The following is a 14,799-nucleotide window of genomic DNA, read 5'->3' as shown; positions in this document are numbered from 1 at the left end:
ACTCCTTAATTGTTTATTTTAGATACCTTTGTAATATTAGGAATTAAAGAAATTTGTTGAATCACTTTCTCATCAATATTTTGATCGACTTCAATAACCATTAAAGCAGTCAATCCACGTTCAATTCGAGAAACTTCCATATGACCAATATTTATATTATGCATTGCTAAACAGTTCGCAACATTCGCAATACATCCTGCACGGTCATCATGTACAACGAGTAAAGCAGGCATTCCACCTGTTAAACGTAATTTGAAACCGTTTACTTCACTTACCTCAATTTTCCCTCCACCGATGGAAATCCCTTCAATAGACATTTCACCAGTGTCATCTCCCAAAACAATTCGTGCCGTATTAGGATGCTCTTTGTTTGCTGTTTCTGCAATAAATTCAAAGGATAATCCTATTTTCTTTGCATGTTCAAAAGATGTTTTTATTCGTTCGTCAAACGTATCAAAATCTAATAACCCACCAATAATCGCCACATCTGTTCCATGACCTTTATAAGTTTCCGCAAAAGAACCATAAAGATGGATTTTTGCCCATTTAGGCGTACGTCCGAATAAATCTCGTGCAACTCGTCCAATTCGTGCCGCACCTGCTGTATGTGAAGAAGAGGGGCCAATCATAACGGGTCCGATAATGTCAAAAACTGAAGTAAATTTCAACCTACTCTCTCCTTTAAAAAATATTTTACGAAATTATCATTATAGTACATTGTAAGCCTAGTTTAACATGAACATTCTTTAACAATCAAAATAAATAGAATTCAAAAAATAAAGACAGTACATGTAATTAAATACACAAGTACTGTCTTAAAGTTTTATTCAATTGATAAGATAAATGGATATAGTGATTGTTTACCCTCTACTATTTCAACTTCAGCATCTGGATAATTTTCCTCAATAAATTGTGATAGCTCTTCTGCTTCCTTTTCTGAAGCATCTTCACCATAAAGTACCGTGATGATCTCAGTATCTTCATCTACAAGGTGAGAGACTACTTTTTGAGCCGCATCCATTTTATTCGGCGTAGAAAGTACGATTTTACCTTCAGCTAGTGCCATATAATCATCTTTGTGAATTTCTACACCATCAATCGATGTATCGCGAACTGCATATGTTACTTGACCAGTTTTCACATGTGAGAATGCGTTCGTCATATTTGTTTTATTTTCCTCAACAGATGCTTCTGGATTAAAGGCTAAAATTGCCGCCATCCCTTGAGGAATTGTTTTCGTAGGAACTACTGCTGCTTCGATATCTAATAATTCAACCGCTTGTTCCGCAGCCATAACGATATTTTTATTATTCGGCAAGATTAACACTCGTTCAGCATTAATAGCTTTTACTGCCTTCACGATATCTTCAGTAGATGGATTCATCGTTTGTCCGCCTTCAATCACATATGAAGCACCAATGCTACGTAATAAGTTTGCAACACCTTCCCCCATTGCAATGGTTACAACAGCATACGGATGTTTTTCAACTTTGTTAGAAGTGTTTGAAGTAGATTGATTAGAATCATCATTTACAATTGCTGAATGTTGTTCACGCATATTGTCTACTTTAATTTTAATTAGGCTACCATATTTTTGACCTGCAGTAAGTACAGCACCAGGTGTTTCAGAATGGATATGTACTTTTGCAATTTCATCATCAGAAACAACTAATAGGGAATCTCCCATAACATTTAGTTCTTCTCTGAATTTTGCTTCATCAAATGGTTCTTTGCCTTCTTCAAAACGAACCATAATTTCAGTACAATATCCAAATACAATATCTTCTGTACTCATGAAATCTTGAGCACGATGATGTTCCGCACTAATTAGATCATCTAATGAAGCTGTATTTTTTTCTGGTAATGCTTCACCTTTTAAAGAGGCAAGGAAACCTTCGTAGATGAATAGTAAGCCTTGTCCACCACTATCGACTACCCCAACTTCTTTTAATACAGGGAGTAATTCAGGAGTTCGGTCTAAGGAATTTTTCGCTTCCTTAACGACAACTTCCATCACAGAAATAATGCTTGTTTCCGTTTGTGCAGCTTCCACAGCTTTTGCAGCAGCTTCACGGGCAACAGTTAAAATTGTACCTTCAACCGGTTTCATAACTGCCTTATAAGCCGTATCAACCCCAGCTTGGAATGCACCAGCGAATTTTTGTGCATCAATCTCTTGTTCTTTTTCAATGAATTTCCCAAAACCACGGAATAGTTGAGACAAGATAACACCTGAATTTCCTCGTGCCCCCATTAATAATCCTTTAGATAAGCTTTGGGCAGTTTTCCCGATATGTTGATCTGCATTACTTTGCGTTTCCTTTGCACCGGAAGTCATGGAAAGGTTCATATTCGTTCCAGTATCTCCATCTGGTACAGGGAATACATTTAATGAATCAACGTAACTTGCATTTTGCGATAGATGGTGAGCTCCCATCTGCACCATTTCAGCAAATTTGATTCCGTCTAGTGACTTCATCCGATTTAAATCCTCCTCTTACACATTCATAACACGAACGCCTTGAACAAATATGTTAACTGAATTTACGCTCATACCTAATGTTTTATTTATAGTGTATTTCACTTTTGATTGGACCTGATAAGCTACTTCCGAAATTTTTGTTCCATAGCTTACAATGATATACATATCGATATTAAGGTCTTGTCCATTTTGACGAATAATTACGCCCTTTGCGAAGTTCTCTTTTCGTAGAATGTCTGTTAATCCATCACGAATTTGATGTTTTGATGCCATACCGACAACTCCGTAACATTCGATTGCCGCTCCACCAGCAATTTGAGCAATTACATCATTTGCAATATCAATTTGGCCAAAATCATTTTTAATTTCTAGTGACATAAATTTTTGCCTCCTTGGCTAATTTGGGATAAAAAGTTCTGTAGTTATCCGCTACTGTAACAAACATGTATCTCGATTTTAACGACAAACTTAGAGACTAAACTAATCTATATTGTACTACACAAAAATTGATTATAAAAGAAAACGTTGGTATTCGTCTACTTATTGTGCATTTGATTAACATCATTATGCAAGTATTGTTAATTTTATTGGTATCATATTTAATGTAAAAATAACGAAATATATTTTTTGTTGTGTAAAGTATTTTTTCTTGAAAGGTTATGCGAAAATTGTTGCATAGAATCACGAGCTATGTTAAATTATTAAAGTATGTGAAATAACGAACTGAAAAACAAGCTTTCAGATTCATCTGTAAGGAGGGAATATACATGCCTAAACAATGTGCAGTAACTGGTCGTAAAGCTCGTTCAGGCAATAGCCGTTCACACGCTATGAACGCTAACAAACGTACTTGGGGTGCTAACTTACAAAAAGTTCGTATCTTAGTTAACGGTAAACCAAAACGTGTATGGGTATCTGCTCGTGCTTTAAAATCTGGTAAAGTTGAACGCGTTTAATACGACTCAATACCATTAAAAAACATCGATTTTTACATCATGTAAAAGTCGATGTTTTTTTATTTTATGGTTCTATAATATTTGTTGGGGTTTTACTACAATTTTTGACAATAAAAAAGCACGTAACCACCGATTTCGATATACTTGAATTGACGAGAAACAAGTTATGAAAGGTGATACGTGCAATATGAATTTTAACATGAATATACCAGGATTAAAAGATGTAACAATTCATAAGATGGAGGAGATTGGAGACCGTGTGGCTTTATACGTGTCGCTTCCGAAGAAAGAACATCAATGTCCAGTTTGTAAGAGAATGACCTCTAAAATTCATGATTATCGAGTTCAAAAAATTAAGCATTTAAAATGGTTTGAAAGATTAACTATCCTTTTTTATAAACGCCGTCGTTATGTATGCGAATGTGGAAAACGCTTCTCAGAAAAATCCCCTTTCGTGGATAAATATCAACGTTACTCAAAAGAATGGAACCAAGTTGTTGGAATTCGTTCAGTAAAAGCAAAGACATTTAAGGAAACTGCAGAAGTCCTTGGAACATCTAGTTCAACTGTAATTCGTCGCTTTAAAAATGTTGTAAAAGAACAGTTAAAAGAGGGAGTACATTTACCGAAATGTATTGCAATCGATGAATATAAGGGAGATACCGATGCAGGGACCTATCAACTAATTATTGCGAACGCTGAAACACACGAACCGATTGATATTTTACCAAATCGACGCAAAGAAACGATTAAGGATTATTTAATGAAATATGGAGCAGCTGTAGAAGTAGTGGTAATGGATATGAATCCAAGTTTTAAGGCAGCTGTTAGAAAAGCATTAAATCGCCCCATTATCGTAGCAGATCGATTCCATTTTTCTCGTTATATTTATTGGGCACTAGATGAAGTACGTCGTAAAGTGCAGAAAGAATGGCATCCTTATGATCGTAAAAAGTGTAAGAAAATGCGCCATGTCTTATATAAACGGTTTGATAAGTTAACAGAGAAGAATCGCTGGTATTTAAGACGCTATACAGGGATGTCTAGTGAATTGAGAAAAGCCTATGAACTTAAGGAAGCCTATTGTAAATGGTTTGATTGGGCAAAAACAACTGATGATATAACAGAAGTTAAAAAGAGATTAGAAGCTTTTTACCGTAAGGTAGAAGAAGCAAAGATTCCAGCATTCATAAAAGCGATTCAAACTTTTAAGAATTGGCAAGTAGAGATCTTGAATAGCTTTAGTTTTAGGTATTCAAATGGATTTCTAGAAGGCATTAATAATAAATCGAAGGTAATGAAACGAAATGCTTATGGTTTTAGAAGTTTTAAGCATTTTAAAGCAAAGATTTTATTAAATGATTTATATAAAGAAATCGGGGTTCATTTAGGTTAACAAGGGTGACGTGCAAGAACACATCACCCCAACATTTGACTAAGAACCTTTTTATTTGACGGATTGTAATATTAAGTGCAACACCTGTAAGTCAAAATAGAAGAAGCCCACAACGACCTCGTATAAAATGTTAGTTACCACACAAACATCAAAGGAGGAATCGTTATGAGCTATACTCATCTTACTATATCTGAACGTTCAAAAATAGAAACTTACTTTGAGTTAGGTTATTCTATTCGACAAATTGCAGAATTTCTCAAGAGAAGTCCATCTACAATTTCAAGAGAGTTACGACGACATCTAAATTGTTCTCCTGAAGAGGCTCAAGCTCGATATCATAGTAATAAATCGAAGTGTGGAGCTAAGTCTAAACTAACACCTAAGTTAAAAGAAGTTGTTCAGAAAAAATTGGGTGGTCACCTGAACAGATTGTCGGACGCTTATATCCAGGAAAGCTAAGTTTTAAAAGTATCTATCGTTGGATTTACAACGGTTTATTAGAGGTGCCTCTTTCCACACTTCGTCAAAAAGGGAAACGCCAAAAACCGCGTGAAACAAGAGGTCGATTCAATATTGGTACACCAATCTCCAAACGCCCTAAGTATGTACGTAAACGTGAAACATTCGGTCATTGGGAACTGGATACTGTTGTTTCTGGACGTGGCCAAGCAAAGGGCTGTGTCGCTACCTTTATTGAACGCAAAACTCGCTGGTATAAAGCTGTACTTATTCCAAACCGTTCTGCTCAAGCAATGGAGGCAGCCGTTAAATGGTTATATCAAGAACTACCAAATGGCTCAATATTAACGGCTACGACTGACCGCGGAAAAGAATTTAGCTGTTACAACGTACTCGAAAAAGACTTAAATATCCAAGTTTATTTCGCGGACGCTTATTCATCATGGCAACGTGGCAGTAACGAAAATGCGAATGGTCTTTTACGTGAGTTCTTCCCAAAGAAAACAAACTTTGATCACGTAACGGAAAAAGAGATGGAACAAGCACTTAAACTTATCAACAATCGACCAAGAAAATGTCTTGGTTGGAAAACTGCATACGAGGCGTTTCAGGAAGAACTGTTGCACTTAATTTGACAAAGTATCATTTTATTATGAAGTGAAGCAAGTATATTAATTTGCCCTGATCACAACTTGTTTTAAAGTAAAAAGATTTATATAAATACAATACAACTTTGCGGCAAAAAAGTTATACAAAATTTCTTTCATATTTCAAAAATAATTCACAACTTCATAGAGAGTCACATAAAGTTACTAGGATTATCTTAGAAAAAAGGAATATATCAAATATTAAGAAGGAGGCGTCTCAAAATAATATGAGACGCCTCCTTCTTCAGCTGAAAGTTTTAGTTTGTGCATCCAATAAAAATGACCGGCGTAATAAAATAACGAATAAAAAATATTATTATTCCTTGCGTTTTTTCTTCTTTCCGCCGCCGGTAAATAAATTGATGCAACTACGTGTAAGGCTACTAACAAACTTAGGTAACTGAAATGTATAAACTCGCAAAATTGGGCCCTCCTTTTTAATCACTGCTTCTTATCATTAAACATATGCCTGATGAAAAAGAGATATACCCCTGCTCGAGAATCAATTCATTACTTGTGAATCTAGAAGTTCCAATTTCAATTGTTTCATTTGTAGTCTCGTATTTTACCCCACGTAATGTTACATCTTCTACTGTTTTTTCAAAAGCAAAAAACGAAATATATCGAAACTTTTCATCTCGTAATATATTATGTTTGCCAGGCAATAGTATGCGAATTTCATTATGGGAGTTTATAATTTTTATTACAATATGAGGATTTTCCAATTGTAATCTATAAATTGAACGTATTGCCGCTTCAAAATGGTCAAGACGCCCTCCAGTAACCCCTGTTAAATAAATTTCAGTAGGTTGATAAGCAATCGCTCTTAATAAAGCTAGGTCAGTATCCGTTTCGTCTTTTTCTGCTTTTGCCTTATCAATATGTCTCACTACTTTTGTAACACGTGCCCAATCTTCATCAGATAATGAATCAAAATCACCAAGGATTTCTGTCGGGATGATTCCAGCATCTAATAAATGTATAGATCCGTAATCAGCGCCAATGAATACTACATCCTCAATGCTTTTAAAACGTTCTAATGGATAAATATCTTCGTAGGGGCCGCCCGAGCAAATGACTACGATTGACATTACACTAATGCTGCCTCGCCAGCAGCTTTAATTTGTTGTAAGGCAGTAGCACGATCTTCTTGATTATAGATAGCTGATCCAGCAACAAAAATGTTCGCACCTGCTTTTGCACACGGAACAATTGTTTCTGCGTTTATGCCACCATCAATTTCAATTTCAATGTTTAACCCACGCTCTTTAATGATTCTAGATAGTGCTTCAATTTTAGGCACAACAGATGAGATGAATTTTTGACCCCCAAAACCAGGGTTTACTGTCATGAATAAAACAAAATCAACATCTTCTAAAATGTGTTGAATCAATTCAATTGGAGTATGAGGATTTAATACAACACCAGGCTTTATATTATATGAACGAATTAATTGAATTGTACGGTGTAAGTGTCTACATGCTTCGACGTGAACAGAAATATAATCTGCTCCTGCTTTTGCAAATTGTTCAATATAGCTATCAGGATTTTCAATCATTAAATGAACATCAAGTGGTAATGTCGTAAGTGGACGTAATGCCTCCACTACGATTGGTCCCATTGTAATATTAGGAACAAAATGTCCATCCATTACATCAATATGAATAAGCTCTGCCCCTGCTTCTTCTACTTCTTTTACTTCCTGTCCTAGTTTTGCAAAATTTGCTGCTAGGATCGATGGTGCAATTTTAATCATTGTTAGTACCTCGGCTTTCGATCAATTATTTCTTGTAAAAATTGTTGGTAATGTTCGTAACGATGTGGCTGGATGTCCCCTGTTTCTAAGGCATCTTTAATTGCACATTTCGGTTCTTTTATGTGTAAACACCCTCGAAATTTACAACCTTCCCTTAATTCGGAAAATTCAGGGAAGCATAATGTTAGTTCTTCTTTCGCAATTGTGTCGAAATCGAAGGAACTAAACCCTGGTGTATCTGCTAATAACCCATTATTTACTTCAATCAGTTCCACGTGGCGTGTCGTATGCTTTCCTCGACCAAGACTTTGTGAAATAACCCCTGTTTGTAAATTTAAGTTTGGTAAGAGTGTATTTAATAATGTAGATTTCCCTACACCAGATTGACCTGCCAATACAGATGTTTTTCCTTCTAAAACAGGTTGTAATCTATCTAATAATGTTGGGTCATTTTTATAAGTTTCAATGATTTCATATCCAATTGATTTGTATTGTTGGATATACGTTTGAATCGTTTCTTGATCTGTTTCAGTCAATAAATCCGTTTTTGTTAACACAATAATTGGAGTTACTTGAAATGATTCTAATACAACCAAGAAGCGATCTAATAAAATCGTATTAAAATCAGGTTCCTTTACTGAAAACACAAGTAAGGCTTGATCAATATTCGCAATAGGTGGGCGAACTAATTCATTTTTTCTTGGATGGATTTTCACAATCACTCCATCCGAGTCACCTTCTTTAGTAAAATCAACAAAATCACCGACAAGGGGAGATTCTCCGCGATTGCGAAAAACCCCTCGTCCGCGACATTGAATTAGTTCTCCGTTTTGCTCAACATAATAATATCCACTTAAAGCTTTACGAATTTGGCCTTGCGCCATCCTTTCACCCCTAGTTTACAGTCTCATATGGGATTGTTTCTTCTACGATATTAATGGAATCTCGTTCAATTCGATAAACCGCTTTAGAGCCTTCTTCAATTTCTAATGAAATTCGATACTTACGGTCTTCTGTAATTGTGAATTCATCAGTCGGTTCTCCCATTGATTGGTTTTTATCTTGAATAAATATGCGAATTTTTTGTTCTTCCCCTAGATTTATTGGTTCATACGGAATAACAATATCTTTATAATATACTTTTGATTGTTTTGCTGCTGGGCCCTTTGAAATATCAACTTCTATTGTTCCACCAGCTTCTATTTTGGCATTTGGTGCTGGATTTTGTGAAATAACTGTTCCCGCTTGTGCAGTATCATGATGTACAGTATTTTTCACTTTTACTTTTAACCCTGAAGTACGTTCAAATTCTTTTAATGCAGCTTCATTATAACCAATTAAATTTGAAACTGTTACAAAATTCTTTCCTTTACTTATCGTTAATTTAACAATTGTTTCCTTTGGATTAACTTCTTCCCCAGCTTTAGGTTCCTGTTCAAGGATAGTACCTGCTGCTTCAGGAGAATAAATTTCAGTAATTTCGTAATCTGCAAATTCAGCATTCTCAAGTATAGAAGTCACTTGGTTAATTGACTGACCTACATAATCACTCATCTCAATCTTTTCACTACCGATACTTTGAATTAAATTAATTTCAGTACCTTTAACACGAGTTAAGCCTGCTTTAGGATTTGTTTCAATGATGAGTCCCTCTTCAATTTCATCTGAGTTTTTCTCCCTTATATCACCAACAACAAAGCCTGCATCTTCTAACTTCTTCGTTGCCTCTTCAACATCTAGATTTGAAACATCTGGAATTTCAAATTTAGAAGGAGTGATTAAATTGATTACTAAAAATGCGGAAAGAGTTATAATTGCAATAATAGCTAGAATAATGCTAACGATTTTCCCTTTATTATTTTTCTTTTTGGGCTTCGTTTTCGTCTTTGATTTATTTTTTGACTTCGTTTTTACTTCATCAACTACAGGTTCTTTCTCCTTTATCTCATGTGACAATACTTTGGTATTCGCAATTTCCGTTAATGGCATACGCTCTTTTATAATTGGAATTGCTTTCGTTTCATCATCATCAATTGGAGGAGTAAATTTCAGTTCATTTAGACGATCTGGTGATAAAACCGTTCGTAAGTCTTCTCCCATTTCTTCAACAGAAGCGTAACGATGATCTGGGTTTTTAGCTGTTGCTTTTAAAACGACATTTTCTAGACTTTGCGGTATTGATGCATCAAAAGCACGTAAGGAAGGAGTTTCTGTTTGCAAATGTTTTAATGCAATGGACACAGCAGACTCTCCCGAAAAAGGTAATTCTCCTGTTAGTAATTCATAGAGAACTATCCCTAAAGCATAGATATCTGATTTTTTTGTAGCTGAGCCTCCCCTTGCTTGCTCGGGAGATAAGTAATGTACCGTACCAATTACTGAATTCGTCTTTGTATAACTAGTGGCACTTAATGACGTTGCAATTCCAAAATCCGTTACTTTAATATTTCCATCTTGGTCCATTAAAATATTTTGTGGCTTAATGTCTCGATGAATAATTTGATTTTCATGGGCATGGGCAATTGCAGAAGTTAACTGTTTCATAATCTGCACACTACGGGAAGGCGACAAAGGCGAAAACTCATTTATGTATTGCTTTAACGTTTTGCCTTTCACATATTCCATGACAATATAATGCATATCTCCATCTTCACCAACATCATAAATACTTACAATATTCGGATGAAGGAGACTCGTTGCAGATAATGCTTCCCTTTGGAAACGGCGGTGAAATTCTTCCTCATTGGATGCATCATAACGTAAAATTTTTACAGCAACTTCTCGATTTAAGATAATATCATGAGCTAGATAGACGTTAGACATTCCTCCGCCACCAATTAGTTGCAAAATTTTATATCGATCATTTATTCGTTTACCAATTAACATCGTTACACCTCCTCATCACCTAAGGATAATAAAATGACAGAAATGTTGTCTTCTCCACCTGATTCATTTGCTAACTGAACAAGTTTTTTTCCTTTTTCCTTTAATGACATTGGCAAGGTTAAAATTGCTGCCATCTCATCTGTGGAAAGTTTATTACTTAGACCGTCAGAACAAATTAAAACATAGGATGGATTTTCCAACATCAGTTCATAAAAATCTGGTTCTATCGTGCTTTCTGTTCCTAGTGATTTTACGATAAAGTTTTTTTGTGGATGATTTTCTGCTTCTTCTTCACTAATTTCACCGTAATCAACTAAAATATTGACAAAGGAATGGTCTCTTGTCACAAGAGTAACAGCTTCAGGTGTAAAATAATACACTCTGCTATCACCAATATGGGCAATAAAACAATTATTACCATCTATTAAAACAGCAATTAATGTAGAACCCATTCCCTTACAGCTTTCATGTGATAAAGAATGATTGTAAATTTTTGTATTTAGTTCTGAGATAACTTCATAAAGCCAGCGTTTTTTTGCTTCTGAGGAATTTATGTCTTCTGCTTTAATTTGCAAAAAACTTTTTTCCATCTCTTTGATGGCCATTTCGCTTGCAACATCGCCTGCATTATGACCACCCATTCCATCAGCTAAGATAGCCAGCTTTAAATGATCAGGGCGCTCGAAAAAAGCAACCCGATCTTCATTTACTTTACGTTTGCGCCCTATATCACTTTCGACTGTATATTTCACAGTTGTCACCTCGTCTCTTGCGCTCTCTCTTTCGCTCTTAATTGTCCGCAAGCAGCATCTATATCTGAACCATGTTCACGACGAATTGTTACGTTAATCCCATTTTTCTTTAAAGTTTTTTCAAAGGCAAAAATTTGATTTCTTGGTGTTCTTACATAATCTCTTTCTGGTACATAGTTTACAGGAATTAAGTTAACATGGCATTTAATTCCTTTAATTAATTTTGACAATTCTTCTGCATGTTCAACCGAATCATTTTCTCCACCAAATAAACCATACTCAAAACTTACTCGTCTACCTGTTTTATTTGTGTAATATCGAATGGCCTCCATTAATTCTTCTAACTTATATGCACGAGCAATTGGCATTAATTTTTGACGTAATTCTTGATTCGGTGCGTGTAAAGATAGGGCAAAATTAATTTGTAATTGTTCATCAGCGAATTGATATATCTTTGGTATAATTCCTGAAGTTGAAACAGTTATGTGACGTGCACCAATATTTAAACCTTTATCGTCATTAATTACTTTTAAGAAATTCATCATTGCATCGTAATTATCAAATGGTTCACCAATACCCATAATTACGATATGTGAAACTCGCTCATTCACTTCATCCAAGGCTTGTTGAACTTTTACTACTTGTTCAACAATTTCACCTGCTAATAAGTGACGTTTTAATCCACCTAAAGTTGATGCACAAAACGTACAACCAATTCGACAACCTACCTGCGTTGTTACACAAACAGAATTTCCATAATCATGACGCATTAACACGGTTTCAATAGAGTATCCATCTTGTAATTGGAACAGAAATTTAATTGTTCCATCTTTTGATTCTTGCTTAATAATTGTTGAAAGTGTTGTTAATGCAAAATTCGCTTCTAATTTTTCACGTAACGATTTTGACAGGTTTGACATTTCATCGAAGGTTTTTACTCGTTTTTCGTATAACCATTCGTAGATTTGGGTAGCTCTAAATGCTTTTTCCCCATTGTCTTTTAACCATTGTTGTAATTGATCTAATCGTAAAGAATAAATTGATTCTTTTAGTTGAGGTTTTTCCTTTTTCTCACGACGACGGGGCTTTTGTTCAGCCTCTTCTACTAAGTCTTGAATACGTTCGTTAAATTTATTTTCATCCATTTTTAATTGGATTCTCCTTTTGTTTATCTAAGTAGTTTTTTGAAAAGCTGCTACAAAAAATCCATCACTTCCAAAGTCTTGAGGAAATACTTGGATCATGCCATGCTGTCCACGTTGTAAAAGTTGTTCCGGTAAATTTTCGATTTCAACTAATTTCATCTCTGGATGAGACGCTAAAAACACTTGAACAGTTTCTTCGTTTTCACTAGTATTCACTGTGCATGTACTATAAACAAGTCGTCCACCTGGCTTTAATACTTTTACAGCATTATCTAATAACGCTAGTTGAATGTTATGCAGACTTTCAAAATCTTCTTCTCGTTTTGTATATTTAATATCTGGTTTTCGACGCATAACACCAAGACCTGAACAAGGTGCATCCACTAAAACTGCATCGAAGGATTCGTGTTGTAAATATTCTGCTGCTTTTCGCCCATCAATCGGTGCTGTTTGGATAATATCTAACCCTAAACGTTTACATGTTGCATCAACTAAATCCAGCTTATGTGGATGTAAGTCGGTCGCTAAAATTGAACCTTCATTATCCATCTTCTCTGCGATATGTGTTGTTTTACCACCAGGTGCAGCACACATATCGAGAATACGCCAACCTTTTTGTGGATTTAAAACATTGGCTGGCATCATTGAGCTTTCATCTTGAATTGTAATGTATCCTTCTTTAAACGCATTCGTTCTAGAAGCTTGCCCATTAACCAAGTGTATACATTCAGGAATCACACTACTTTGTTTTGCAGTAATCCCTTCATTCTCTAATAGTTGAAGTACTTCTTCTACTGATGCCTTTGTTTTATTTACTCGTACGGTTTGAGTAGGTGGAACATTATTTTCATGTAACATTTCAGTTGTTTTCTCTAATCCATAAGAATCAATAAATCGTTCAACTAACCATTCTGGATGACTTGTTTCAATGGCTAAACGTTTAATTGGGTCCTTAATTTCTTCGATAGATGGCGTACCTTGACGAAGTATTGAGCGTAAAATGCCATTTACTGTTGAAGAAATCCCTTTATGTCCTCTTCTTTTAGCGATTTCTACCGCTTCATTGACAGCTGCATGGTCTGGAACACGATCTAAGTAAACAATCTGATATACAGAAAGGCGCAGTAGCCATCTTACCCAAAGATCTAGTTTTCCACGAATAAATGGTTCTAAGTAATAATCAAGAGTGTACTTATGCTGTAAAGTACCATAAGTAATTTCAGTTAGTAAGGCTCTATCCTTTGAATCAATTTTATACTTATTGATTGTTTGGTTTAATAGTAAATTACTATAGGCTTGGTTCTTATCTACAGCTAAAAGTATAGTTAAAGCTGCATCTCTCACATTACCATCCCAAATAGTCGCTTTCTTTTTTGTCATTCAAATTGGTCCCCTATCGATAATTTCATTCCTGTGCCGCGCAAATAATCCTCTGAAGTCATTCGTTTCTTTCCTGCAGGCTGCAATTCGAGAATTTCAACTGTTTCACCATTTCCAGCCACAATTTCAAAACTTTCTTTATGGATTTTTACGACTTTGCCAGCTTGTTCTTTAGATGAAGTATTCCCCATTTTTGCTGACCATATTTTGATATTTTCGCCATTAAGAGTCGTATAAGCTACCGGCCAAGGAGAAAGACCACGTATTTGGTTAAATACCACTCTCGCATCTTTTGACCAATCAATTCTTTCTTGTTCACGTGAAATATTATGGGCAAAAGTTGCTTTTGAGTGATCTTGTTCAATTCGTTCATTGGTTCCATTAATAATTAATGGAAGTGTATCCTTTAATAAATCTCTTCCTAAAACGCTTAATTTATCAAACAGGATACCCGTATTATCTGAATCTTCAATTGTGATTTCTCGTTGGGAAATAATATCTCCTGCATCTAATTTTTCTGCCATATACATAATCGTTACACCTGTTTTTTCTTCTCCATCAATAATCGCTTGATGAATTGGTGCACCACCACGATATTTTGGTAATAGTGAAGCATGAACATTCACACAACCTAAAGGAGGTGTGTCGAGTAAATTTTTCGGCAAAATTTGACCATATGCAGCTGTCACAATTAAGTCTGGTTTAAGTGCAATGATTTCTTGTAATTCTTGAGAATCTCTTAATTTTTCTGGTTGTAAAACTGGTAGACCTAATTTCATCGCTTCTTCTTTTACAGGAGGAGGAGTTAAAACTCTTTTACGCCCAACTGGACGGTCTGGCTGAGTAACTACTGCTGCTACTACATAACCTTCTTCATGTATCATTCTTAAAATTGGTACACTAAAATCAGGTGTGCCCATAAAAACTATTTTCGTCAAGA

The 14,799-nt window shown here is 35.3% G+C and carries 13 protein-coding genes and 1 pseudogene; 3 read left to right on the top strand and 11 right to left on the bottom strand.

Annotated elements, in window-relative coordinates; genetic code table 11:
- Window positions 1-5: 5 nt before the first annotated feature.
- From sdaAB to NKR20_RS04640, 3 genes are all read right to left on the bottom strand, one after another.
- Window positions 6-668, bottom strand: a complete 663-nt coding sequence (sdaAB, locus tag NKR20_RS04650) for an L-serine ammonia-lyase, iron-sulfur-dependent subunit beta (RefSeq protein ID WP_121212943.1) — start codon at window positions 666-668, stop codon at window positions 6-8.
- Window positions 669-823: 155 nt separating this feature from the next.
- Window positions 824-2,479 carry a DAK2 domain-containing protein gene (locus tag NKR20_RS04645; RefSeq protein WP_253423993.1) on the bottom strand — a complete coding sequence of 552 codons (1,656 nt, stop codon included), beginning with the start codon at window positions 2,477-2,479 and terminating at the stop codon, window positions 824-826.
- 18 nt (window positions 2,480-2,497) lie between these two features.
- Window positions 2,498-2,860: an Asp23/Gls24 family envelope stress response protein gene (locus NKR20_RS04640; RefSeq protein ID WP_121212941.1), complete on the bottom strand. Its 363-nt coding sequence runs from the start codon at window positions 2,858-2,860 to the stop codon at window positions 2,498-2,500.
- Between the two features lie 389 nt (window positions 2,861-3,249).
- Here NKR20_RS04640 and rpmB point away from each other — a divergent pair, with 389 nt between their 5' ends.
- The 3 genes and pseudogenes from rpmB (at window position 3,250) to NKR20_RS04625 (ending at window position 5,928) form a co-directional block, all read left to right on the top strand.
- Complete coding sequence (gene rpmB, locus NKR20_RS04635) at window positions 3,250-3,438, top strand: 50S ribosomal protein L28 (RefSeq protein ID WP_097072095.1); 189 nt, start codon at window positions 3,250-3,252, stop codon at window positions 3,436-3,438.
- Window positions 3,439-3,625: 187 nt separating this feature from the next.
- Complete coding sequence (locus NKR20_RS04630) at window positions 3,626-4,834, top strand: ISL3 family transposase (RefSeq protein WP_253422723.1); 1,209 nt, start codon at window positions 3,626-3,628, stop codon at window positions 4,832-4,834.
- A 165-nt stretch (window positions 4,835-4,999) separates the two neighbouring features.
- Window positions 5,000-5,928, top strand: a pseudogene (locus tag NKR20_RS04625) (IS30 family transposase).
- A gap of 449 nt (window positions 5,929-6,377) precedes the next feature.
- Here the strand turns inward: NKR20_RS04625 and NKR20_RS04620 are convergent.
- Genes NKR20_RS04620 through fmt form a run of 8 tightly spaced genes read right to left on the bottom strand, consistent with a single transcriptional unit; the run spans window position 6,378 to window position 14,797 of the window.
- Window positions 6,378-7,031 carry a thiamine diphosphokinase gene (locus NKR20_RS04620; protein WP_253423990.1) on the bottom strand — a complete coding sequence of 218 codons (654 nt, stop codon included), beginning with the start codon at window positions 7,029-7,031 and terminating at the stop codon, window positions 6,378-6,380.
- A complete protein-coding gene (gene rpe, locus NKR20_RS04615) occupies window positions 7,031-7,696 on the bottom strand; it encodes a ribulose-phosphate 3-epimerase (RefSeq protein WP_253423987.1) in 666 nt (221 codons plus the stop codon). Before rpe ends, NKR20_RS04620 begins: the two co-directional genes overlap by 1 nt.
- A 2-nt stretch (window positions 7,697-7,698) precedes the next feature.
- Window positions 7,699-8,580: a ribosome small subunit-dependent GTPase A gene (rsgA, locus tag NKR20_RS04610; protein WP_253423984.1), complete on the bottom strand. Its 882-nt coding sequence runs from the start codon at window positions 8,578-8,580 to the stop codon at window positions 7,699-7,701.
- A 10-nt stretch (window positions 8,581-8,590) separates the two neighbouring features.
- Window positions 8,591-10,582, bottom strand: coding sequence for a Stk1 family PASTA domain-containing Ser/Thr kinase (gene pknB, locus NKR20_RS04605; protein ID WP_253423981.1), 1,992 nt, complete (start codon window positions 10,580-10,582; stop codon window positions 8,591-8,593).
- A gap of 2 nt (window positions 10,583-10,584) precedes the next feature.
- A complete protein-coding gene (locus NKR20_RS04600) occupies window positions 10,585-11,334 on the bottom strand; it encodes a Stp1/IreP family PP2C-type Ser/Thr phosphatase (RefSeq protein WP_121212936.1) in 750 nt (249 codons plus the stop codon).
- Window positions 11,335-11,339: 5 nt separating this feature from the next.
- The gene (gene rlmN / locus NKR20_RS04595) at window positions 11,340-12,479 is read right to left on the bottom strand and encodes a dual-specificity RNA methyltransferase RlmN (RefSeq protein ID WP_253423978.1); all 1,140 of its coding nucleotides are present in this window, start codon (window positions 12,477-12,479) and stop codon (window positions 11,340-11,342) included.
- A 27-nt stretch (window positions 12,480-12,506) separates the two neighbouring features.
- The gene (gene rsmB / locus NKR20_RS04590; protein ID WP_253423975.1) at window positions 12,507-13,859 is read right to left on the bottom strand and encodes a 16S rRNA (cytosine(967)-C(5))-methyltransferase RsmB; all 1,353 of its coding nucleotides are present in this window, start codon (window positions 13,857-13,859) and stop codon (window positions 12,507-12,509) included.
- Window positions 13,856-14,797, bottom strand: a complete 942-nt coding sequence (gene fmt, locus NKR20_RS04585; protein WP_121212933.1) for a methionyl-tRNA formyltransferase — start codon at window positions 14,795-14,797, stop codon at window positions 13,856-13,858. Before fmt ends, rsmB begins: the two co-directional genes overlap by 4 nt.
- Between the last annotated feature and the right edge of the window lie 2 nt (window positions 14,798-14,799).

The organism is Ureibacillus endophyticus (assembly GCF_024159215.1).
Classification (GTDB): Bacteria; Bacillota; Bacilli; order Bacillales_A; family Planococcaceae; genus Ureibacillus; species Ureibacillus endophyticus.
Note: the sequence above shows the minus strand (reverse complement) of the source record. Positions and strands in the feature narration are given on the sequence as shown.

Coding starts and splice junctions, on each gene's coding strand:
- NKR20_RS04620 (WP_253423990.1), bottom strand. CDS start 7,031: ATGTCAATCGTAGTCATTTGCTCGGGCGGCCCCTACGAAGATATTTAT.
- NKR20_RS04645 (WP_253423993.1), bottom strand. CDS start 2,479: ATGAAGTCACTAGACGGAATCAAATTTGCTGAAATGGTGCAGATGGGA.
- rsgA (WP_253423984.1), bottom strand. CDS start 8,580: ATGGCGCAAGGCCAAATTCGTAAAGCTTTAAGTGGATATTATTATGTT.
- rsmB (WP_253423975.1), bottom strand. CDS start 13,859: ATGACAAAAAAGAAAGCGACTATTTGGGATGGTAATGTGAGAGATGCA.
- rpmB (WP_097072095.1), top strand. CDS start 3,250: ATGCCTAAACAATGTGCAGTAACTGGTCGTAAAGCTCGTTCAGGCAAT.
- NKR20_RS04630 (WP_253422723.1), top strand. CDS start 3,626: ATGAATTTTAACATGAATATACCAGGATTAAAAGATGTAACAATTCAT.
- pknB (WP_253423981.1), bottom strand. CDS start 10,582: ATGTTAATTGGTAAACGAATAAATGATCGATATAAAATTTTGCAACTA.
- rlmN (WP_253423978.1), bottom strand. CDS start 12,479: ATGGATGAAAATAAATTTAACGAACGTATTCAAGACTTAGTAGAAGAG.
- NKR20_RS04640 (WP_121212941.1), bottom strand. CDS start 2,860: ATGTCACTAGAAATTAAAAATGATTTTGGCCAAATTGATATTGCAAAT.
- rpe (WP_253423987.1), bottom strand. CDS start 7,696: ATGATTAAAATTGCACCATCGATCCTAGCAGCAAATTTTGCAAAACTA.